Annotated in this window: 17 protein-coding genes; 12 read left to right on the top strand and 5 right to left on the bottom strand. The window is 67.3% G+C overall.

Annotation, left to right across the window (positions count from 1 at the left end; genetic code table 11):
• The first annotated feature begins 75 nt into the window (after positions 1–75).
• Entirely contained in the window at positions 76–531 is a 456-nt protein-coding gene (locus tag ACYZGB_RS19675; RefSeq protein WP_462390539.1) for a LysR substrate-binding domain-containing protein, read from the top strand.
• A gap of 95 nt (positions 532–626) precedes the next feature.
• Here ACYZGB_RS19675 and ACYZGB_RS19670 read toward each other — a convergent pair whose 3' ends face one another.
• From ACYZGB_RS19670 to ACYZGB_RS19650, 5 genes are all read right to left on the bottom strand, one after another.
• On the bottom strand, positions 627–797 hold the full coding sequence (locus tag ACYZGB_RS19670) for a hypothetical protein (protein WP_162995995.1): 171 nt from the start codon (positions 795–797) through the stop codon (positions 627–629).
• A 151-nt stretch (positions 798–948) separates the two neighbouring features.
• On the bottom strand, positions 949–1,551 hold the full coding sequence (locus tag ACYZGB_RS19665; RefSeq protein WP_462390538.1) for a histidine phosphatase family protein: 603 nt from the start codon (positions 1,549–1,551) through the stop codon (positions 949–951).
• Positions 1,529–2,497: an MBL fold metallo-hydrolase gene (locus ACYZGB_RS19660; protein WP_462390537.1), complete on the bottom strand. Its 969-nt coding sequence runs from the start codon at positions 2,495–2,497 to the stop codon at positions 1,529–1,531. Before ACYZGB_RS19660 ends, ACYZGB_RS19665 begins: the two co-directional genes overlap by 23 nt.
• A 136-nt stretch (positions 2,498–2,633) precedes the next feature.
• Positions 2,634–3,002 (bottom strand): hypothetical protein, encoded by a 369-nt coding sequence (locus tag ACYZGB_RS19655; RefSeq protein ID WP_462390536.1) that lies wholly within the window; start codon positions 3,000–3,002, stop codon positions 2,634–2,636.
• Positions 3,003–3,017: 15 nt separating this feature from the next.
• The gene (locus tag ACYZGB_RS19650) at positions 3,018–3,770 is read right to left on the bottom strand and encodes an IclR family transcriptional regulator (protein WP_462390535.1); all 753 of its coding nucleotides are present in this window, start codon (positions 3,768–3,770) and stop codon (positions 3,018–3,020) included.
• Between the two features lie 90 nt (positions 3,771–3,860).
• Between ACYZGB_RS19650 and ACYZGB_RS19645 the strand changes: the two genes are divergently transcribed.
• The 11 genes from ACYZGB_RS19645 (at position 3,861) to ACYZGB_RS19595 (ending at position 20,906) form a co-directional block, all read left to right on the top strand.
• Positions 3,861–4,706 carry an SDR family oxidoreductase gene (locus tag ACYZGB_RS19645; protein ID WP_462390534.1) on the top strand — a complete coding sequence of 282 codons (846 nt, stop codon included), beginning with the start codon at positions 3,861–3,863 and terminating at the stop codon, positions 4,704–4,706.
• Positions 4,703–6,037 (top strand): flavin-containing monooxygenase, encoded by a 1,335-nt coding sequence (locus ACYZGB_RS19640; protein ID WP_462390533.1) that lies wholly within the window; start codon positions 4,703–4,705, stop codon positions 6,035–6,037. Before ACYZGB_RS19645 ends, ACYZGB_RS19640 begins: the two co-directional genes overlap by 4 nt.
• A gap of 10 nt (positions 6,038–6,047) precedes the next feature.
• Positions 6,048–6,983 carry a bile acid:sodium symporter family protein gene (locus ACYZGB_RS19635; protein WP_462390532.1) on the top strand — a complete coding sequence of 312 codons (936 nt, stop codon included), beginning with the start codon at positions 6,048–6,050 and terminating at the stop codon, positions 6,981–6,983.
• Positions 6,980–7,990 carry an NAD-dependent epimerase/dehydratase family protein gene (locus ACYZGB_RS19630; RefSeq protein WP_462390531.1) on the top strand — a complete coding sequence of 337 codons (1,011 nt, stop codon included), beginning with the start codon at positions 6,980–6,982 and terminating at the stop codon, positions 7,988–7,990. Before ACYZGB_RS19635 ends, ACYZGB_RS19630 begins: the two co-directional genes overlap by 4 nt.
• Positions 7,987–8,904 carry an EamA family transporter gene (locus tag ACYZGB_RS19625; protein WP_462390530.1) on the top strand — a complete coding sequence of 306 codons (918 nt, stop codon included), beginning with the start codon at positions 7,987–7,989 and terminating at the stop codon, positions 8,902–8,904. The genes ACYZGB_RS19630 and ACYZGB_RS19625 overlap by 4 nt, the downstream gene beginning before the upstream one ends.
• 30 nt (positions 8,905–8,934) lie before the next feature.
• Positions 8,935–9,564, top strand: coding sequence for an ABC transporter ATP-binding protein (locus tag ACYZGB_RS19620; protein WP_462390529.1), 630 nt, complete (start codon positions 8,935–8,937; stop codon positions 9,562–9,564).
• 100 nt (positions 9,565–9,664) lie between these two features.
• Complete coding sequence (locus ACYZGB_RS19615) at positions 9,665–10,306, top strand: LysE family translocator (RefSeq protein WP_462390528.1); 642 nt, start codon at positions 9,665–9,667, stop codon at positions 10,304–10,306.
• 223 nt (positions 10,307–10,529) lie between these two features.
• Positions 10,530–12,263 carry an efflux RND transporter periplasmic adaptor subunit gene (locus ACYZGB_RS19610; RefSeq protein ID WP_462390527.1) on the top strand — a complete coding sequence of 578 codons (1,734 nt, stop codon included), beginning with the start codon at positions 10,530–10,532 and terminating at the stop codon, positions 12,261–12,263.
• A gap of 54 nt (positions 12,264–12,317) precedes the next feature.
• Positions 12,318–15,428: an MdtB/MuxB family multidrug efflux RND transporter permease subunit gene (locus tag ACYZGB_RS19605; RefSeq protein ID WP_462390526.1), complete on the top strand. Its 3,111-nt coding sequence runs from the start codon at positions 12,318–12,320 to the stop codon at positions 15,426–15,428.
• Between the two features lie 871 nt (positions 15,429–16,299).
• On the top strand, positions 16,300–19,455 hold the full coding sequence (locus tag ACYZGB_RS19600) for an efflux RND transporter permease subunit (protein ID WP_462390525.1): 3,156 nt from the start codon (positions 16,300–16,302) through the stop codon (positions 19,453–19,455).
• Positions 19,452–20,906, top strand: coding sequence for an efflux transporter outer membrane subunit (locus ACYZGB_RS19595; protein WP_462390524.1), 1,455 nt, complete (start codon positions 19,452–19,454; stop codon positions 20,904–20,906). Before ACYZGB_RS19600 ends, ACYZGB_RS19595 begins: the two co-directional genes overlap by 4 nt.
• Positions 20,907–20,912: the final 6 nt, after the last annotated feature.

Below are 20,912 nucleotides of genomic sequence, written 5' to 3'. Positions count from 1 at the left end.
AATCATGTCCATGGTGATCACCTCTTACATCCCTGCTGAAAAAATCAGCAGGGCAGTTGAACACCCCTGTCAATTTTGGATCGGCATCAGACCTTTCAGACTGTCAGATTTCGGTCGGCGGCAACAGTATGTCACCCCGCGCGTGCCGCCAGGCAGCGCTGGAAACACCCCGCAGACCTGGCGGCCGAACCCTTGCTGGCCCATTCCACCTCTCCTGGCAATTGGGCGCAGTGGCTGCACGCCGCCGGTGCCGAAGGGGTGGAGCCCGAGCTATCGACGGTGTTCGACCAGGTCTCCATCTTGATCCAGGCAGCCCTGGCCGACATGGGGGTTGCGTTGGTGCAGCGCTGTCTGGTGCGTGCGGAGCTGGATGCGGGCCGCCTTGTCACGCCGTTTGACCTGCCGATCAGCCTGCAGCGTGGCTACTTTTTGTGCCGCTTGCCCGGCCGCCACGCAGCGGCCAGCCTGCCGGTGTTTCGCCAGTGGCTGCTGGAGATGGCGCGCCAGGACATTGGGGCGATGCCTGTTTAGCTGGTTGACACAGCGTGCACACAAAGCAAAAAGCCCTCTTGCGAGGGCTCTTTTGCAAGGTGCCGGTGTGCCACCGGCCCATGGCAATCCGGCGATCAGCCGCCCTTCTTGGAGCGCTTGCCAGGGTTCTTCTTGCTGCGGGTTGCCACACCGCGCTCCAGGCTCACGCGCTGGCCACGGCCAGGGGTGGCCAGGGTGTAGCCGGGCACGGGCGTAGGGCGGGGGGTGCGCTTGCGGTCTGCTTCGGTGACGATCTTGTTGCCCATGGTAGGTCTCAGAGTTGGTGGAAAAAAGAGCGATTTTAGGCCACAGCCGGGTTGCCGGGCGCTGAAAGGTGTTTGGCAGGTGTTTTGCAGACTCTCATGGCGTCACAAACTGTGGCCCCCGCAGCACCCGGTGAGCCAGCCAGTCCCTTTGTCAGGCAGGGACAGCAAGACGTGCCAACACCTTTGTTTTGCCCTTGGTGTCCGCCCGCAGGATCAACGCTTCGCCAGAGCTGGTGTTGGTGTTTGCCAGGTCGGACAGCACAAACATGTGGGTGAACCACACTTCGAAACGACCGGGCTGGGACGACGCTGTGGCCAGCGCTTTACGCAGTTCACGCAAATGGGCCGCGCTGGTGGTCTCCGGGCTGCCCCGGGGTGATCCGAGGGCCGCCCATACCTGGGGCGGGCCAAAGGCGAGGGTGGCACTGTCCACGCAACGGCACCAGGGGCTCGACAAAACCTTGCTCGGTTGCAGTTGGCGCTGCTGAAACCACGCACCCACGCTGCGCGCCTGTGCGCGGCCTTCGTCGTTCAGATTGCGCTGGGTGCTGCAGTCACCCAGTCGGAATCCGGGCGGGTCGAACGTGCCGGGGGCCAGCGCGTGGCGGAAGGCGGCCACCACCCCGCCCTTGCGCAACAAGGCTTCGGCATCCGAGTCTTGCGCCGCCCAGCTGCGCAGGCTGGCCAAGGCCAGCCCGGCGCCCAGCACCGCGCGACGGGCGATGCCGGGCTCAAGCGGCAGGCTGGAAGGCATAGCCATTGCCAGAAGCCGCCATGCGGCCAAACGCCGGGAACGGGAAGTGGAAGCCGCCCAGCATGGTGTTGCTGGCGGTGATGCGCTGGAACACATCACGCCGCACCTTGCGCGCAGCCTCGGCATCCATGTCAAACGTCACGGCCCAGTCGGGGTTGCGTGCAAACAGCGCGGGCACATTGGTCAGGTCCGCGACGTAGAAGAACTTCTGGCCCGACGAGGTCAGCTCAAACAGCGTGTGGCCCGGCGTGTGGCCATAGGCCGCCACGGACCTGATGCCAGGCGCCACTTCCGCATCGGCTGCAAACTGCACCAGGGTGTCGGCGGGCATGGTGGCAAAGGTGCGCCGCACGTTCTCGAACGCGCCTTTCATGCCCGCAGGCGCTGCAGCCATGCGGGCGTCGTCCATCCAGAACGCGTGTTCGGCGGCGGGCACCATCACCTTGGCCTTGGGGAACATCCACTCACCGGCCTTGTTGCGGATGCCGTTGATGTGGTCGCCGTGGTAGTGGCTGATCAGCACGGTGTCGATGTCGGCCGCTTGCAGACCGGCTGCGCGCAGGCTGTCGAGCAGCTTGCCCGTGGTGGCGCCGCCAAATTCCCCCAGGCCCGTGTCGATGAGGATCTTGCGCGCGCCCGCTACCACCAGAAAGGGCGTGTAGGGCGCGTCGATGTAGTCAGTGGGCAGTCCTTGGGATGCCAGCAGCGCACGCACCTCGGCCAGCGGCGCGTTCTTCACAAACTCCTCTCCCAGCGGGCGGCGCGTGATGCCATCGTTCAGCGCAATCACCTCCACATCGCCCACCTTCATGCGGCGAAAGCCGGGGCTGGGTAGGGTGGGGGTTCCGAAGTTGGGCGCGTTCTGTGCCCACACGGGGACAAAGGAGCCCGCTGCATAAGCGGTGGTGGCCAGGCTTGCGCCCAGGAAGTGGCGGCGTGACAGCATAAAACTCTCCGGTCTTGGGTTGAACTGAGGAGTCGCAACTGTAGCGGTGCCCGAGAGGTTGCCACGTGCCGTTGCACTAACCTGTTTGCAACGTGGGGCTTTTGCTGATAACTGGGGTTAACCCCGTATTGGGGCCTTAGTCGATGGCGAAGGCCTCGCGCAGTGCATCGCAAAAGGCGGCGCTCCCGCTGACGGTGAGGGTGATCGTGGTCCGGGGTGGGGCAGGGCTGCCTGCCGTCGCATGCAGTTGCCCTGCGGTGTCGTCAAATCTCAGCACCAGCGGTGTGCTGACTTCCTGCACACCCTGCAGGTCGTAGTGCCATATGCCCCCGTCTTCCATGGGGCCGCAGGCATCGGGCCAATGTTGGTGCGCCCAGGCCAGCATCGCAACGATTTCGGCGTGCAAGGCGGGAATCTGTGCGGGTTGTACGCTCGCCATGGCATCAAACGTACCCACGCCGTCTGCGTCTTCGCTGTAGTCAAAATCCAGGTAGTTCAAATTCATCTGTGTCATTCAAGGTTAGGTCCAGGTGCGGCCCAGTGCCTGTGCGGCTTCGCTCAAGCGGGGTACCTGCTGTAGCGCCTGCGCCAGTGGCATGCGGGCGGCAGGCGCTTGCAGGGCCACGGCGCTGCGGACCTGGCGCCATCCCCCGGCCAGCACAGGCACAGCCACACACACGAGGCCATCCACAAATTCTTCGGCGTCTGTGGCGTAGCCCTGCCGCAGGATCTGCTCCAGCTCGGCCTCCAGGGCGACGCGGTCGGTCAAAGTCGTGGCCGTGTGGCGGGTCAGCGGCAGGCCGTCCAGGATCGCCGCCCGGCGCGCGGCCGACAGGTGGGCCAGAAACAGCTTGCCGCTGGCCGAGCAGTGGATGGGCACACGCGTGCCGGGCCGCAGCTCCATGCGCAGCGGAAAGGCCGACTCCACGCGGTCCAGGTAGATCACCTCGGCGCCGCTGAGCGCCGTGAGGTTGCAGCTCTCGCCGATGTCGGCCACCAGCTGGCGCAGCACCGCGTGGCGCACCCCATGCTGGGTGCCTGCGCTGAGGGTGCTTTCTGCCAGGCGCAGCAGGCGGGGCGCGGGGGTGTAGCGGCGTCCATCGGGCTCGCGCGCCAGCAGGCCACCGCTTTCGAGCTGGCCCAGCATGCGGTGCACGCTGGGTTTGGGCCATCCCGATGCCTCGATGGCATCCGCTAGACTGAACGGGCGGCCGTGGGCGCACATGATTTCCAGCAGTTCAAACAGGCGCAGGCTGGGGGATGAGTTGGTCATAAATCCCGGAATTCGAGACGAATCCATAAAACATTTCGGGATTATTGAGCATTGTGGCTAAGCTGCAAACCAACATTTCACGGGGTGCTCATGGCGGCGACTTTTCAGAACGCGGTACTCACAGGCGCTTGTGGTGGCCTGGGCCAGGCCCTGGCGCGGGAGCTGATCGGCCAGGGCGCTGCCGTGGCGCTGGTGGGCCTGAACCGGCCCGCGTTGGAGACCCTGGCCGCACTGGCGCCAGAGCGCTGTGCTGTCTACATGCCCGATGTGGCCGACACCACGGCCATGCAGGCCATGGCTGCCGACTGGATGGGCCGTTGGGGAACGCCTGATCTTGTGATTGCCAATGCGGGTGTGGCCGGTGGGTTTGACACCGCCGAAGCCGACGACCTGGCTGTGCTGCGCCGCATGCTGGAGATCAACCTGCTGGGCGCGGCCACCACCTTTCAGCCGTTTGTGAAAGCCATGCGCGCGCAGCGGCGTGGCGCCCTGGTGGGTGTGGCCAGCATGGCAGGTTGGCGGGGCATGCCGGGCAACGGCGCCTACTGCGCCAGCAAGGGCGGGCTGATCCGTTACCTGGAGAGCCTGCGTGCCGAGTTGCGCGGTGAGTCCATCGTGGTGAGTACGGTCAGCCCCGGCTATTTGCGCACCGCACTCACGGCGGGCAACCGTTTTGCCATGCCGGGCCTGATGGAGCCCGACGCCGCTGCCCGCGCCCTGCTGGCGGGCGTTGCGCAAGGCCACACCCACATCGTGCTGCCCGCACGCATTGGCTGGCTGGCCCGGTTGCTCAACCTGCTGCCCGACGCCCTGCACGACCGCCTGCTGCTGGGCCAGCCGCGCAAGCCGCGCGTGGGCGAGGCCGGGGCCACCGCCATCCCGGGCCTGTCGTTGCCTGCAGAGACACCAACACAGAACGAAAGCAAAAACGCATGACAACGGAGACAACACCCACCGTGGCGGACACCCGCACCCAGATCGCCCTGATTGGCGCTGGCCCCAGTGGCCTGGCAGCTGCGCGCAACCTGCAAAAGCTGGGCGTGCCCTTCCAGGGGTTTGAGGCGCACACTGACGTGGGCGGTTTGTGGAACATCGAGAACCCGCGCAGCACGGTGTATGAGTCGGCCCACCTCATCTCCAGCAAACACACGACGGAGTTCACCGAGTTCCCCATGCGTGCCGAGGTGGCCGACTACCCCAGCCACCGCGAGATGCGGCAGTACTTCATGGACTTTGCTGAACACTTTGGCCTGCGCCCGCACTACTGGTTTGGGACCCGCGTGCTGAAGGTCGAACCCGTGGGCGAGGGCGCCGCACCGCTGTGGCGCATCACCTGGAGCCAGCACGGCGGCCCGGCGCAAACGACAGAGTTCAAAGGCGTGGTGATTGCCAACGGTACGCTGGCCGAGCCCAATATGCCGCGTTTCGAGGGCCAGTTTGACGGCGAGCTGCTGCACACCAGCGCCTACAAAAGCGCCGAGCTGTTCAAGGGCAAACGCGTGCTGGTGGTGGGCGCTGGCAACTCGGGCTGCGACATTGCGGTCGATGCCGTGCACTACGCGCGCAGCGTGGATCTGTCGGTGCGGCGGGGTTATTACTTTGTGCCCAAGTATGTGTTCGGCCAGCCCGCCGACACGCTGGGCGGCAAGTTCAAGATGCCGCCCTGGCTCAAGCAGAAGATCGACAGTGTGGTGCTGCAGTGGTTCACCGGCGACCCGGCGCGGTTTGGCTTGCCCAAGCCCGACTACAAGATGTACGAATCGCACCCGGTGGTCAATTCGCTCGTGCTGCACCATCTGGGCCATGGCGACATCCATGTGAAGCCTGACATCGCACGTTTTGACGGCCGCACGGTGCACTTCAAGGACGGCCGCGCGCAGGACTACGACCTGGTGCTCTGCGCCACGGGCTACACGCTGCACTACCCGTTCATCGACCACAGCCTGCTCAACTGGCAGGGCATGGCGCCGCAGCTGTACCTCAACATCCTGTCGCCGCGCTTCGACAACCTGGCCGTGATGGGGATGATCGAGGCCAGCGGCATCGGCTGGCAGGGCCGTTACGAGCAAGCGGAGCTGGTAGCGCGCTTTTTCAAGGCGCAGTCTGAAGGATCGCCGCGCGCCGAGGCCTTGCGCCAGGCCAAGGCCGGGCCGCCGCCCGATCTGTCGGGTGGTTTCAAGTACCTGAAGCTCGAACGCATGGCGTACTACGTGCACAAGGACACCTACCGCAACGCGGTGCGCGCAGCGGCCGCTGCCCTCGCCTGAAAGGACCGCCATGCTGCCCGTGGACGAAATACGCCTCAACTTCAACCCCGCATCGCTCGTGGTGCTCAATGTAGTGCTGGGCTTTCTCATGTTCGGCATTGCGCTGGATACGCGCGTGGCCGATTTCAAGCGCGTGCTGCGCATGCCCGGCGCCATGGCGGTGGGCATTGCTGCGCAGTTCATCGTGCTGCCTGCGGTGACCTTTGTGCTCACGCTGCTGCTCCAGCCCGGCCCCAGCATTGCGCTGGGCATGATCCTGGTGGCGTGCTGCCCGCCGGGCAATGTGAGCAACATCCTCACGCACCGCGCCGGGGGCAATGTGGCGCTGTCGGTGTCGATGACAGCCATCTCCAACGCGCTGGCCATCGTGCTCATGCCGCTCAACTTCGCGTTCTGGGGCGGCATGCACCCCACGGCGGCGCCCCTGCTGCGCAGCATTGCGCTCGACCCGCTGGAGATGGCGGGGCACATTGTGGCCATCATCGGCATTCCGTTTGTGCTGGGCATCCTCTGTGCCGAGAAGCTGCCCCGTTTTACAAAACGGGTGAACAAGCCCGTGCGCATCCTCAGTTTTGTTTGCCTGATCGGTTTCATCATCGGTGCCGTGGCGGGCAACTGGCGCTACTTTCTGGACTACGTGGGTCTGGTGTTGCTGGCGGTGGCGCTGCACGATGCCTTGGCCTTTGGCACCGGCTATGCCTGCGCGCGCCTGAGCGGCCTGCCGGACTACGACCGGCGCGCCGTGAGCATCGAGGTGGGTATCCGCAACGCGGGGCTGGGCCTGGTGCTGATCTTCAGCTTCTTTGGCGGCCTGGGCGGGATGGCGGTGGTGGCGGGTGTCTGGGGCTTCTGGGACATCATCGCTGGCCTGGCGCTGGCGGGCTGGTGGGGGCGCAGGCCCGCCGCCGTGCCACCCGCCGATGGCTCCACGGAGCAGCGCGCATGAGCGGCGCGGCATGGGCAAACCGCCGCATCCTCATCACTGGGTCAGACGGTTTTCTGGGCCGCAGCGTGGTGGCGGCGCTGGCACGCGAACAGGCGGGTGTGATCGTGGCGGCCGATGTGCGTGAGGTGCCCGCCGAGCGCCGCGTGCCCGGCGTGTCCTATCTGGTGCAGGATGTGCGCGACCCCGGGCTGGCACAGACGCTGGCCGACCACGCCATCGACAGCGTGGTGCACCTGGCGTCCATCGTCACGCCAGGCAAGGGCTCCAGCCGCGAGTTTGAATATTCGGTAGACGTGCTGGGCAGCCAGAACGTGCTGGGCGCCTGTGTTTCCACCGGCGTGCAGCAGTTGGTTGTCAGCTCCAGTGGCGCGGCCTATGGCTACCACGCCGACAACCCCGCGTGGCTGCGCGAGACGGACGCACTGCGGGGCAATGAAGTGTTTGCCTATTCGCACCACAAGCGGCTGGTGGAAGAGATGCTGGCGCAGTACCGCACGCAGCACCCTGCGCTGGCGCAGACGGTGCTGCGCATCGGCACCATCCTGGGCGAACGGGTGGACAACCAGATCACCGCCTTGTTCGAAAAGCCGCGCCTGCTGGCCATCCGGGGCAGCGCCAGTCCGTTCGTTTTCATCTGGGACGAAGACGTGACCGGCGCCATCCTGCATGCGCTGCGCACGCAGCGTGCCGGGTGCTTCAACCTGGCCGGTGACGGCGCCTTGCCTCTGCGCGAGATCGCCCAGCGCCTGGGCAAACCTGTGCTGGCGCTGCCTGCCGGGTTGCTGCGCACTGCACTGGCCGTGAGCTCCGCACTGTGTGTGAGTCGCTACGGTCCCGAGCAGCTGGACTTTTTGCGCTACCGGCCCGTGCTGCTGAACACGGCACTCAAGGAAGTGCTGGGCTATGTGCCAGGCAAAACCAGCGCCCAGGCGTTCGAGGCTTTTGTCGCCGCGCGGGCCCGGCAGGGCAGGCCCGTGGCGGTGGGTGCACCGGTGGCTGCCGCATGAATGCGCCAGTGGCCTTGAGCCGTGGCGACCTGCTGCGCGCGCTCGCTGTGGTGGTTATCTGGGGGCTGAACTTTGTGGTGATGAAGCTGGGCTTGCAGGGGCTCAGTCCCATGCTGCTGGGCGCGCTGCGTTTTACAGCGGCATCGCTGCCGTTTCTGCTGTTCGTGCCGCGTCCGTCGCTGCCCTGGCGTTTTGTGGTGGGCTATGGGCTGGCGCAGGGGCTGGGGCAGTTTGGCTTTCTGTTCCTGGGCCTCCAGCTGGGGATGACGGCCGGGATGGCCTCGGTGGTCATGCAGACGCAGGCGTTTTTCACCTTGCTGCTGGCGGCCCCCCTGCTGGGCGAGCGTGCCAAGCCCTGGCAATGGGGCGGGCTCACGCTGGCGTTTGGGGGGCTCATGACCATTGGCCTGGCGCACGGCGAAGGGCCGGGGCAGATGACGCTGGCGGGGTTTGTGCTCACGCTCGGCGCGGCCTTCATGTGGGCGGTGTCCAATCTGGTGGCGCGCCGTGCGGCGCAGGCTGGGGCCTATGCGCCGTTCCCCTTCATCGTGTGGAGCAGCCTGGTGCCCATCGTGCCGTTCTTTGCCCTGGCCGTGTGGAGCGATGGGGCGGGCGGCGTGGAGGCGCAGCTGCGGGCCATCAACGGCACGGCGCTGCTGGCCGTGGGCTACCTGGCCCTCCTGGCTACCTTGCTGGCCTACACGCTGTGGACACAGCTGCTGCAACGCCATGCGGCCGGGCGGGTCACACCGTTCTCGCTGCTGGTGCCCGTGGTGGGGCTCTGGGCGGCTTATGCCTTTCTGGGCGAGACCCCCTTGCCGCTGCAATGGGCGGGTGCGACGGCCGTGTTGTGCGGGTTGGTGGTGAACCAGACCGGGGGATGGCTGTGGGCGCGGCGCGCCGCAGGTTCCTAGAATCCGTGCTTTCGCTATGGAGGAGGCCGGGTGACTGAGCGCATTTTTTTGCAGGTAGACGGACTGCGGTTTTCTTACCCCGAATGTGCGGTGCTGAACGGGCTGTCGCTGGCCTGGCCCGCAGGCCTGGCGCTGGTGCGCGGCGATGAAAGCAGTGGCAAGACCACGCTGCTGCGCCTGTTGGCGGGGGAACTGACCGCGCAGGCCGGGCGCATCACGCTGCAGGGCACAAGCCCGGGCGAAGTACCCAAGGCCTATGCGCAAAAAGTGTTCTGGGCCGATCCCCGCTCGGGCGAGCTGGACACACTCACCGCCCGGGGCTGGCTGGACAGCCTGCCTGTCCGCTACCCGCTGTGGGATACCGCCGCACTGGACGCGCACACCGAAGGCTTTGCGCTGCACGAGCACCTGCACAAGCCGTTCTATGCGCTGTCCACCGGCAGCAAACGCAAGGTGCTCATGGCCGGGGCCCTGGCCTCGAATGCTCCCCTGACCCTGATCGACGAACCCGTGGGCGGCCTGGACAAACCCTCTATCCGCTATCTGGCGCAGGCCCTGGCGTCCCAGGCCCCCCGGCCGGACCGCCTGATCGTGGTGGCGCACTACGAAACCTTGGCGGATGTGCCCTGGGGATCGGTGGTGGATCTGGTGCGGTGCTGAGCGTTTTGGGGGCTTCTGCCTTGCAGGCTGCGGTGCGCCAGGGTCTGCCGTAGACTGGCCTGCTCTCCCCTCTCTCGATTCATCCCGCAAGGACTGCTCCATGGACGCGCTGCTATTCGTTCCGGTGGCCATTGCCATCTCGCTCACCCCGGGGCCCAACAACTTTTGTGGCCTCAATAATGGCATCCGCGCTGGTGTGGGCGCAGCCCTGATTGCCACGGTGGGCCGTGCAGCGGCGTTTGCCATCTTTCTCACGGTGTCGGCCGTGGGGCTCGGGGCCATGCTGCTCGCGTCCGAAGCGGCTTTTACCGCAGTGAAATGGGTGGGCGCCGCCTACTTGTTCTGGCTGGGCTGGCGCGCCTGGCGCAGCCGTGAGTTCAGTGGCCTGGCGCTGGAAGATGTGCCGGGCAGCGGCCCGCAGCAGGGCCGGTCGGCGCCGGTGAACCTGCGCGCGCTCATCGCGCAAGAGTTCTTGCTGGGCATCACCAACCCCAAGGCCATCATCCTGTTTGCGGCGATCTTCCCGCAATTCATCGATCCGGCGCAGCCCGCAGCGCGCCAGTTTCTGGTGCTGGGCTCCATCTACCTGGGCAGCGAATTCGTCTCGACCGCCGTGTACGCCAGCTTTGGCCGCCAGATCCGCCGCTTCATCTGCACCTCGCGCGGTGTGGCGCGGCTCAACAAGGCCACGGGCGGTTTCTTCATGGGGGCCGGTGGCCTTCTGCTGGCCACCAACCGCTGATGGCCCGGCGTGGGGCCCCGGTAAACCCCGCCCAAAGCCCGCGTAAATCCTCGGTAAAGGGCCCCTTCCTGGTGGCAAACCTTGGGTGTGCGCTGGCTACCATACCCCCTTGCTCATCCATTCACGACTTACGCAAAAAAGGGCCGGGCAAAACGCCCACTCCAAGGCGTAGACCGCTCCCGCATCCTTGTTCGTGTAAGTCCTGCCACCATTGCGCCCGACCATGCCCTTGATCCGTCCGTTTGCCCGTCCACAGCGGCCCGCTGTATCGCAGTCCGGCAAGCTGCGGCTGCTCTCTGCAGTGTTGTTGGCCTCCGCACTCGTGGCCGCCGCAGGGGGCGGTGCCTGGTGGTGGAAGCAGCGCCAGGACGCGGCCACAGAAGCCACTGCGGGCGCCGGGGCAGCAGGCCCTGCCGGGCGCAAGCCCGCAGGAGGCCCCGGCCGTTTTGGCGGCGGTGGCGTCCTGCCTGTGTCGGTGGGAACGGTGCAGCGGGGCGATGTGCGTGTGTTGGTGAGCGCCATCGGCACCATGAGCGCCCGTGCCACGGCCGTGGTGCGTGCCAAGGTGGGTGGCGAGCTGGTGGCGGTGCGCTTCAAGGAGGGTGACGAGGTGCGTGCAGGCCAGTTGTTGGCCGAGATCGACCCCCGCAGCTACCAGGCCGCGCTGTCGCAAGCCCAGGGCACGCTGCAGCGCGACCAGGCCCTGCTCAAGAACGCGCAGCTTGACCTCAAGCGCTACCAGGACCTGCTGGCGCGCGACTCCATCGCCAGCCAGCAGGTGGACACCCAGGCCGCGCTGGTGCGCCAGCTGGAGGGCACCGTGGCGTCAGACCAGGCCCAGGTGGATGCCGCACGCCTGCAGCTGAGCTATACCCAGGTCACCGCGCCGTTCGCCGGCCGGCTGGGCCTGCGCCAGGCCGACAAGGGCAACGTGGTGGGGCCGAGCGATGCCAATGGCCTGGTCACCATCAACCAGGTGCGGCCCATGGATGCTGCCTTCTCCGTGCCCGAGGCGCACCTTCCCCAGATGCGCCGCCGCCTGGCCGCCGGTGAGGAGCTGCCTGTGGAGCTGTGGGACCGCGACGCCCGCCGCCAAATCGCCAAAGGGCGCGTGGTCGCGCTGGACAACGCCATCGACACCACCACCGGCACCATCAAGGTCAAGGCAGCCTTTGCCAACGACGACGGCGCGCTGTACCCCAACCAGTTCGTCAATGTGCGCCTGCAGGTCAACCTGCTTGAAGCCGTGCTCACTGTGCCCACCACGGCCGTGCAGAACAACTATGTCTACCTGGTGCAGGAAGACGGCACCGTGACCCAGCGCCGCATCCGCGTGGGCGTGACCGATGGCGACCGTGTGAGCATCGAAGGCGAGCTGCGCGAAGGCGAGCAGGTGGTCACCGACGGCATCGACCGCCTGCGTGAAGGCGCCAAGGTCGCCGTGATCGACGCCGGGGCCGTGACCCGCGCCGACCAGGCCGCCCAGGACCAGGCCGCGCAGCGCCGCGCCTTCATGGCATCGCTGCCACCCGATGTGCGCGAAAAGCTGCAGAAGATGAGCCCCGAAGAGCGCCGCGCCTTTTTGCGCGAGCGGCGAGCGCAGATGGGGCCCGGTGGCGCGGCGGGCGCAGCCGCCCCGGGCGCGTCTGCAGCCTCTGGGGCCGTGGCACCCGCCGCACCGGCTTCCACTCCGGTGCGCGCAGAGGCCTTGCCCCGCGCCACCCCGCGCAGCGAGGGCACTGCACCCGCCGCTGCGGCACCCGCTGCTGCTTCGGCGCAGACTTCCTCTGAGCCGCCACGCGGCATGCCACCCCAGGTGAAAGCACTGCTCGACCAGATGCCTGCCGATGAACGCGCCCGTGTGATGGCCCTGCCGCAGGACGAACGCCGCGCCTACATCCGCGAGCGGCTGCAACCGCAACAGCCCCAGGGCGGCGCGACGAGCCCGGCGCGCTGAGCGCAGCGACTCCCCGGTCTCCCCCCTGTCTGTTTTGCCAGCGCCTCCGTCGCCATGAATCTGTCGCGCCTCTTTATCCTGCGCCCCATCGCCACCGCCTTGCTCATGGTGGCGATCCTGATCGCGGGGCTGATGGCCTACCGGCTGCTGCCCACCTCGGCACTGCCCGAGGTGGACTACCCCACCATCCAGGTCACCACGCTGTACCCGGGCGCGAGCCCGGACGTGATGACCTCCAATGTCACCGCCCCGCTGGAGCGGCAGTTCGGCCAGATGCCGGGGCTGTCGCAAATGTCGTCCACCAGCTCGGGCGGGGCTTCGGTCATCACGCTGCGTTTTGCGCTCGACATGGCGCTGGATGTGGCCGAGCAGCAGGTGCAGGCGGCCATCAACGCGGGCAGCAACCTGTTGCCCAGCGACCTGCCCATGCCGCCGCTGTACAGCAAGGTCAACCCTGCCGATGCGCCAATCCTCACGCTGGCCATCACCTCGCCCTCGCTGCCCGTGATCCGTGTGAACGACCTGGTGGAAAACCGCCTCGCGCCCAAGCTCTCGCAGGTGCAGGGCGTGGGCCTGGTGGCGATTGCGGGCGGTCGCCGCCCAGCCGTGCGCATCCAGGCCAACCCCACGGCATTGGCGCAGCTGGGCCTGACGCTGGAGGACGTGCGCACCTCCATCGCGGCGGCCAACGTCAAGCAGGCCAAGGGCGGCTTTGACGGCCCGGCCCGTGCATCCATCATCGATGCCAACGACCAGCTGCAGTCGGCCGCTGAATACCGCGACCTCATCATTGCCTTCAAGAACGGCGCGCCCGTGCGCCTGAAGGACGTGGCCGAAACGGTGGACGATGCCGAGAACACGCGCCTCGCGGCCTGGGCGGGTACGGCAGACACGGGCGCCAAGCCCGGTGTGATCCTCAACATCCGCCGCCAGCCCGGTGCCAACGTGATCGACACGGTGGACCGCATCAAGGCCCTGTTGCCGCAGCTGCAAAGCACCTTGCCCGCGTCGCTGGATGTGCAGGTGCTGACCGACCGCACGGTCACGGTGCGCGCCTCGGTGCGCGACATGCAGCTGGAGCTGGGCCTGGCAGTGCTGCTGGTGGTGGCGGTGATCTTTGTCTTCTTGCGCAGCCCCTCGGCCACGCTGATCCCCAGTGTAGCGGTGCCACTGTCGCTGATTGGCACCTGCGGCGTGATGTACCTGGCGGGGTTTTCGATCAACAACCTCACGCTGATGGCGCTGACCATCTCCACCGGCTTTGTGGTGGACGACGCCATCGTGATGATCGAGAACATCGCGCGCTACGTGGAAGAGGGCGAGGCGCCGCTGGCGGCGGCGCTCAAGGGCTCGCAGCAGATCGGCTTCACCATCATTTCGCTCACCATCTCGCTCATCGCGGTGCTGATCCCGCTGCTGTTCATGGGCGATGTGGTGGGGCGGCTGTTCCACGAGTTCGCCATCACGCTGGCCGTGGCCATCCTGATCTCGGCCGTGGTGTCGCTCACGCTCACGCCCATGTTGTGCGCGCGCCTGCTGCGCCACACGCCCGAGGAGAGCCACGGCCGCCTGTACCAGGCCACGGGCCAGTTCTTTGACCGCACGATTGCAGGCTATGGCCGCATGCTGGCCTGGGTGCTGGACCGCCGGGGCTGGACCTGGCTGGTCTTTCTGGCCACGCTGGCGCTCACCGTGGTGCTCTACCTGTTCATTCCCAAGGGCTTCTTCCCTGTGCAGGACACAGGCACGCTGCAGGCCACCACCGAGGCGGACCAGTCGATCTCGTTTGCGGGCATGGCTGCGCGCCAGCAGGCGGTGGCCGAGCGGCTGCTGCAGGACCCTGCCGTGCGCAGTGTCTCGTCGTTCATCGGCGTCGATGGCGCCAACACCACGCTCAACACCGGCCGCCTGCTGATCGACCTGCAGCCCCATGCTGAGCGCGACAAGGCCAGTGTGGTACAGCAGCGCCTGGCCGAGCGGGTGCAGAACCTGCCGGGCATCCGCCTGTTCATCCAGCCTGTGCAGGACCTGACCATTGAAGACCGTGTGGCGCGCACGCAGTACCAGTGGCTGCTGTCGTCGCCCGACATGCCGCAGCTCACCACCAGCACCACCGAACTGCTGCGCCGCCTGCGCGCCTTGCCCGAGCTGACCGACGTGGCCAGCGACCTGCAGGACCAGGGCCGCCAGGCCTATGTGCAGATCGACCGCGCCCAGGCCAGCCGCCTGGGGGTGACGGTGGCGGGCATCGATGCCGCGCTGTACAACGCCTTTGGCCAGCGGCTCATCTCGACCATCTTCACCCAGTCCAACCAGTACCGCGTGGTGCTGGAGGTGGCGCCGCAGTTCAAGGTGGGGCCCGAGGCGCTGCAGAGCATCTATGTGCCCTCCAGCGCGGGGGCGCCCGTGCCGCTGTCGTCGGTGGCGCGCATCGAGGAGCGGAACATGCCGCTGGTGGTCAACCACGTGGGCCAGCTGCCGGCTGCGACGATTTCGTTCAACACCGCGCCGGGCGTGTCGCTGGGCAACGCCGTGGCCGCCATCGAGCGCGAAAAGGCCGCAGTGCAGGCCGAGGGGTTGTTGCCGCTGTCGGTGGAGACGCGCTTTCAGGGCGCGGCGCTGGCCTTCCAGGCGTCGTTGTCAAACACGCTGTTGCTGATCCTGGCGGCGGTGGTCACGATGTACATCGTGCTGGGTGTGCTGTATGAGAGCACGGTGCACCCGATCACGATCCTGTCCACGCTGCCCTCGGCCGGGGTGGGTGCCTTGCTGGCACTCATGGCCGCGCGGCTGGACCTGGACATCATTGCCATCATCGGCATTGTGCTATTGATTGGCATCGTGAAGAAGAACGCGATCATGATGATCGACTTTGCGCTGGAGGCGCAGCGGGACGAGGGCTTGGGTGCGCGTGATGCGATCTATCAGGCTTGCCTGCTGCGGTTCCGGCCCATCTTGATGACGACGCTGGCGGCTATGCTGGGGGCGTTGCCGATGATGCTGGGCACAGGGGTGGGCAGTGAGCTGCGGCACCCGCTGGGAGTGACGATGGTGGGGGGGCTGATCCTGAGCCAGTTGCTCACGCTGTTCACGACGCCGGTGATTTACCTCACGTTTGAGGGGTGGGCGCAGCGGTGGCGTGGGCGGCGGGGTGAGGTGGCGTGATGGCGTTCGTGGATTGCGCTTTGTCATCTACCGTGCGGGCTGAGCTGGTCGAAGCCTGGGCGTGCTGGTTTGAAAAGCATGCTCGGGTTGAGGGCGGGAGCCGGGTTGTCGCCCCGGCAGGCGACTCACTTTCTTTTGCTTCGCCAAAAGAAAGTAAGCAAAGAAAAGGCGACCCCCAGTCCGCGACCCCTTCGCTGTGCGAAGGGGCAAACCTGCGTCGGGGCGGTTGCGGGGTGCGCCGTGGAACTCGCTTTGCGCTGCGCGCGCCGCTCGTACAACCACGGCGAGTCAGAGCACGAAGCATGGGCGCTTCGACGCCCATGCTCACCCCGCAACCGCCCCGCCGCAGGCGCAGCCAGCAGGGGGGTGGGCAGCCGAACATCCAAACAGCCACACGGGCCATTGCTTCGCTCGGCCCTATCTCGCGGGTGCAAGCGCCTCGCGCTGCGCAGGCTGGGCCGAGCGCAGCGATGGCCCGTGTGGATGTCCGACTCGCGGTTTCCCTTCTGGATGCGCCTGGGGCGCGCAGGGCGCGGGGAGGCATGCGCGCCTTCGCGCGCATGCTTCGTGAACGGACTCACCGCAGTTGTTCGAGCGCAGCGCCGCAGGCGCGCAGCGAGTTCTGCGGTGCACCCCGTGACCGAGCACCCCAGGTTGCCCCGCAGCGCAGCGAAGGGGTCGCAGACAGCAGGGTCGCCCTTTCTTTGGTGACTTTCTTTCGGCGAGACGAAAGAAAGTTACTGCGCCGCCGGGCGCACACCCCGGCCTCCGCCCGCAGCCAAAGCACGTTGAATGCTATAAATAATGTAGCTAAAAAGGCAATGCCAACGCGCGCAAACGCCCAAAAAGGCCTAAAAGAAGAGGCCCGCCCATGAGCCTCTCCACCCCTTTCATCCACCGCCCCATCGGCACCATGCTCCTCACCCTGGGTCTGGCCCTGGCTGGTGCGGTGTCGTACTTCCTTCTGCCCGTCGCCCCCCTGCCGCAGGTGGACTACCCCACCATCTCGGTCAGCGCCAGCCTGCCCGGCGCCAGCCCCGACACCATGGCTGCCACCGTCGCCACGCCATTGGAACGGTCGCTGGGCGCCATCGCGGGTGTGACGGAGATCACCTCGCGCTCCATCCTGGGCAGCACCTCCATCACGCTGCAGTTCGACCTGGACCGCAACGTGGACAGCGCCGCGCGCGATGTGCAGGCGGCCATCAACGCCGCACGCACGCTGCTGCCCACGGGCATGCCCAGCAACCCGACCTACCGCAAGGTCAACCCGGCGGATTCGCCCATCATGATCCTGGCGCTCACGTCCGACCTGCTCACGCGCGGGCAGATGTACGACGCGGCCTCCACGGTGCTGGCGCAAAAACTCTCGCAGGTCGAAGGCGTGGGGCAGGCCACAGTGAGTGGTGGCGCGCTGCCCGCCGTGCGCGTGGAGCTGGACCCGGTGCGTCTGGCGTCCAACGGCATCTCGCTGGAGCAGGTGCGCAGCGCCATCGTCACCACCAATGCCAACCGGCCCCTGGGTGCGGTGGAGCGCGAGGACCACTACTGGCAGGTGGCCACCAACGACCAGGCCCGAGTGGCGGCCGACTACGCGCCCCTGGTGCTGCGCTGGAAGAACGGCCAGGCCGTGCGGCTGCAGGATGTGGCCGAGGTGGTGGACTCGGTGCAGGACGTGCGCAACTTCGGCGTGGCCAATGGCAAGCCTGCCATCCTGCTGCAGGTCTACAAGCAGCCCGGTGCCAACATCCTTGAAGCCGTGGAGCGGGTGCGCTCGCTGCTGCCCGCGCTCAAGGCGTCCATCCCGGCGGCCATCGACATCGAGATCGTCTCCGACCGCACGCCCACGCTGCGCGCCTCTGTCAAAGAGGTCGAGCGCGCGCTGCTGATCGCCGTGGCGCTGGTGGTGCTGGTGGTGTTTCTGTTCCTGCGCAACGGGCGCGCCACGCTCATCCCCAGCGTGGCGGTGCCGGTGTCGCTGGCGGGCACGTTTGGCGTGATGTACCTGGCGGGCTACACGCTCGACAACCTCTCGCTCATGGCGCTCACGGTGGCCACCGGCTTTGTGGTGGACGATGCCATCGTGGTACTCGAGAACATCATGCGCCACATGGAGCGCGGCAAGACCGCGCTGCGGGCCTCGCTCGACGGCGCGCGGGAGATCGGTTTCACCGTGGTGTCGATGAGCCTCTCGCTCATTGCCGTGTTCGTGCCCATCCTGTTCATGGGCGGCATCGTGGGGCGGTTTTTCCGCGAGTTCGCCATCGTCATGTCCTCGGCCATCCTGGTGTCGATGGTGGTGTCGCTCACCACCACGCCCATGATGTGCGCGGCGCTGCTCAAGCCCCAGCACCTCACCCCCGTGCGGCGCGGCGGCTGGCGGGGCGCGGTGGGCCGGTGGGTGGACCGCGCCCAGGCGCGCGGCATGCGCCTGTACCGGCGCAGCCTGGCCTGGTGCCTGCGCCACCAGCCGGTGGCCCTGCTGGCGCTGGTCTGTGTGGTGGGGCTTAACGTGTACCTCTACACCGCCATCGACAAGGGCTTCATGCCTGAGCAGGACACGGGCCGCATCTCTGGCTTCATTCGGGCCGACCAGGCCACGTCCTACCAGGCGATGGAGCAGCGGCTGCAGCGTTTCCTGTCCATCGTGCAGGCCGATCCGGCGGTGGAGCATGTGACCGGCTTCACCGGTGGCTGGCAGCGCAACGCAGCGGCCATGTTCATGACACTCAAGCGCGGGCCGGGGCAGGAGAGTTCGGAGGCTGTCATTGCGCGGCTGCGCGAGCAGCTCAAGAACGAGCCCGGCGCGCGCCTGTTCATGTCGCCGCAGCGCGATGTGCGCATCGGCGGGCGGCAAAGCAGCGGCGCCTCGTTCGACTACACGCTCCAGGCCGACGACATTGGCGACCTGCGCACCTGGGAGCCGCGCATCCGCCAGGTGCTGAGCCAGCTGCCTGAGCTGGAGGACGTGAACAGCGATGTGCAGGACTACGGCCTGCAGACCTCGCTGGTCATCGACCGCGACGCCGTGGCGCGCCTGGGCCTGACCATGGCGCAGATCGACGCCACGCTGAACGACGCCTTTGGCCAGCGCCAGGTGGGCGTGATCTACAACCCGCTCAACCAGTACCGCGTGGTGATGGAGGCCGAGGCCCGCTACCTGCAAAGCCCCGAGACGCTGCGCGGCTTTTTCTTTGTCAACAACCTGGGCCAGCCGATTCCACTCACCGCGTTTGCACGCATCACCACCACCAACACGCCCCTTTCGGTCAACCACGACCGGGGCACACCCGCCAGCAGCATCAGCTTCAGCCTGGCGCCGGGGGTGTCGCTGTCGCAGGCGTCGGATGCCGTGCGCAATGCGGTGGCTGAGCTGGGCGTGCCGGTGTCGGTGCGGGGCTCGTTCAGCGGCACGGCGGGGGCGTTTCAGGATGCGCTGGCGGGCCAGCCGCTGCTGATCCTGGCGGCCATGATCACCATCTACCTGGTGCTGGGCATGCTGTACGAGAGCCTGGTGCACCCGGTCACCATCTTGTCCACGCTGCCGTCGGCGGGCGTGGGGGCGCTGCTGGCGCTGATGCTGTTCAAGACCGAGTTCTCTCTCATTGCGCTCATCGGCGTGATCCTGCTGATCGGCATCGTCAAGAAGAACGCGATCCTGATGATTGACTTTGCCCTGACGCGGCAGCGCCAGCAGGGCGGGGCGCCTGTGACGGCCGCGCAGGCCATCTACCGCGCCTGCAACCTGCGCTTGCGCCCCATCCTCATGACCACCGTGGCGGCCATCTTTGGCGCGCTGCCGTTGGCCCTGGGCCGAGGCGATGGCGCCGAGCTGCGCCAGCCGCTGGGCATTGCGATTGTGGGCGGCCTGCTGGTGAGCCAGCTGCTCACGCTCTACACCACGCCGGTGATGTATGTGGCGCTGGACCGGCTGCGCACGCGCGTGCTGCGCGCCGTGGGCCGCCGACGCAAGCAAGCGGTCGCCACGCCAGCGACCCCGGTGGCACTGCAAGGAAACGACGGATGACCTCTTCCACTTTTTCACGCCGGGCCACCTGGCCTGTTGCGCTGGCCAGCAGCCTGTGGCTGGCGGGCTGTGCACAGACGCCCCCCTATGAGCTCCCCACCATGGACATCCCGGCGGCCTACAAGGAACAGGCCGCTGCCCAAGCCCAGGGCATCTGGAGGCCCGCACAACCACAGGCCGCGCATGTGTTGCCCACCACCTGGTGGACGGTGTACGGCGACGCCGTGCTGGACCGCCTGCAGCAGCAGGCCGAGGCGAGCAGCCCCACGCTGGCGCAAAGTGCCGCGCGCCTGCGCGCCGCCCAGGCGGCAGTGGCCAGCAGCAGCGCGGCGGCCCTGCCCACCGTGGGCGCCAATGCCAGCAGCAGCCGCGCGCGCAGCGGCACCCAACTATCCGACGGCAGCAGCACCGCACGCATCAGCACCAGCCATTCGCTGGGCCTTTCTGCCAGCTGGGAGCTGGACCTGTGGGGCCGTGTGTCGGCTGGGGTGAGTGCTGCGCAGGCCAGTGCCCAGGCCAGTGCCGACGACCTGGCCGCCGCCCGCCTGTCGCTGCAGGCCACGGTGGCGCAGACCTATTTTTCGCTGCGTGCCGCCGAGGCCCAGGCCGCCCTGCTGGCCGAGACCCTGAAGGCCTACGACAAGAGCTGGGAGCTGACGCGCAACCGCCAGGCGGCGGGTGTGGCCTCCAGCGCCGATGTGGCGCAGGCCGAGGTGCAGTACAAGTCCACGCAGGTGCAGCTGCTGGAATCGCAGACCACACGCAGCCAGCTGGAGCACGCGCTGGCCGCCCTGTTGGGCCAGGCGCCCGCAGCCTTTGCGCTGGAAGCCACGGCCGCGCTGCCCGCACCGGCGAGCGTGCCCCAGGCCCTGCCGTCCGATCTGTTGCAGCGCCGCCCCGACGTCGCTGCCGCCGAGCGCCGCGTGGCCGCCGCCAATGCGCAGATCGGTGTGGCCCGTGCTGCGTACTTCCCTGCGCTCACGCTGTCGGCGGCGGGCGGCTACCGGGGCTCGCCACTGGCTGACCTGTTCAGTGCACCCAACCTGTTCTGGTCGCTGGGGCCTGCTCTGGCGGCGTCCATTTTTGACGGCGGCGCGCGCAACGCAGCGGTAGAGACAGCCCGCGCCAACCACGCGCAGGTCACGGCGGCCTACCGCCAGACCGTGCTGGCGGCGCTGCAGGAAGTGGAGGACAACCTCACCGCCGCTGCCGCATTGGCGCAAGAAGAGCAGTTGCAGCGCGAGGCCACGGCCGCCGCGCAGCGCGCGCTGGACGTGGTGGAGAACCAGTACCGTGCGGGCACCGTGGGCTATCTGAATGTGCTGACGGCCCAGACCACGGTGCTGTCCTCCCAGCGCAGCCTGATCGATGTGAAGAGCCGCCGCCTGTCGGCCGTGAATGCGCTGCTGAAGAACGTGGCCGGGCGCTGGGAGGCTCTGCCGCCCGCCTGAAACCCG

Source organism: Acidovorax sp. Q11 (assembly GCF_054950075.1).
Note: the sequence above shows the minus strand (reverse complement) of the source record. Positions and strands in the feature narration are given on the sequence as shown.

Bases quoted from the DNA above. Each gene is read 5' to 3' on its own strand.
- ACYZGB_RS19630 (WP_462390531.1), top strand. From the start codon at position 6,980: ATGAGCGGCGCGGCATGGGCAAACCGCCGCATCCTCATCACTGGGTCA.
- ACYZGB_RS19650 (WP_462390535.1), bottom strand. From the start codon at position 3,770: ATGACCAACTCATCCCCCAGCCTGCGCCTGTTTGAACTGCTGGAAATC.
- ACYZGB_RS19640 (WP_462390533.1), top strand. From the start codon at position 4,703: ATGACAACGGAGACAACACCCACCGTGGCGGACACCCGCACCCAGATC.
- ACYZGB_RS19605 (WP_462390526.1), top strand. From the start codon at position 12,318: ATGAATCTGTCGCGCCTCTTTATCCTGCGCCCCATCGCCACCGCCTTG.
- ACYZGB_RS19610 (WP_462390527.1), top strand. From the start codon at position 10,530: ATGCCCTTGATCCGTCCGTTTGCCCGTCCACAGCGGCCCGCTGTATCG.
- ACYZGB_RS19635 (WP_462390532.1), top strand. From the start codon at position 6,048: ATGCTGCCCGTGGACGAAATACGCCTCAACTTCAACCCCGCATCGCTC.
- ACYZGB_RS19595 (WP_462390524.1), top strand. From the start codon at position 19,452: ATGACCTCTTCCACTTTTTCACGCCGGGCCACCTGGCCTGTTGCGCTG.
- ACYZGB_RS19600 (WP_462390525.1), top strand. From the start codon at position 16,300: ATGAGCCTCTCCACCCCTTTCATCCACCGCCCCATCGGCACCATGCTC.
- ACYZGB_RS19625 (WP_462390530.1), top strand. From the start codon at position 7,987: ATGAATGCGCCAGTGGCCTTGAGCCGTGGCGACCTGCTGCGCGCGCTC.
- ACYZGB_RS19665 (WP_462390538.1), bottom strand. From the start codon at position 1,551: ATGCCTTCCAGCCTGCCGCTTGAGCCCGGCATCGCCCGTCGCGCGGTG.
- ACYZGB_RS19660 (WP_462390537.1), bottom strand. From the start codon at position 2,497: ATGCTGTCACGCCGCCACTTCCTGGGCGCAAGCCTGGCCACCACCGCT.
- ACYZGB_RS19645 (WP_462390534.1), top strand. From the start codon at position 3,861: ATGGCGGCGACTTTTCAGAACGCGGTACTCACAGGCGCTTGTGGTGGC.
- ACYZGB_RS19655 (WP_462390536.1), bottom strand. From the start codon at position 3,002: ATGAATTTGAACTACCTGGATTTTGACTACAGCGAAGACGCAGACGGC.
- ACYZGB_RS19670 (WP_162995995.1), bottom strand. From the start codon at position 797: ATGGGCAACAAGATCGTCACCGAAGCAGACCGCAAGCGCACCCCCCGC.
- ACYZGB_RS19615 (WP_462390528.1), top strand. From the start codon at position 9,665: ATGGACGCGCTGCTATTCGTTCCGGTGGCCATTGCCATCTCGCTCACC.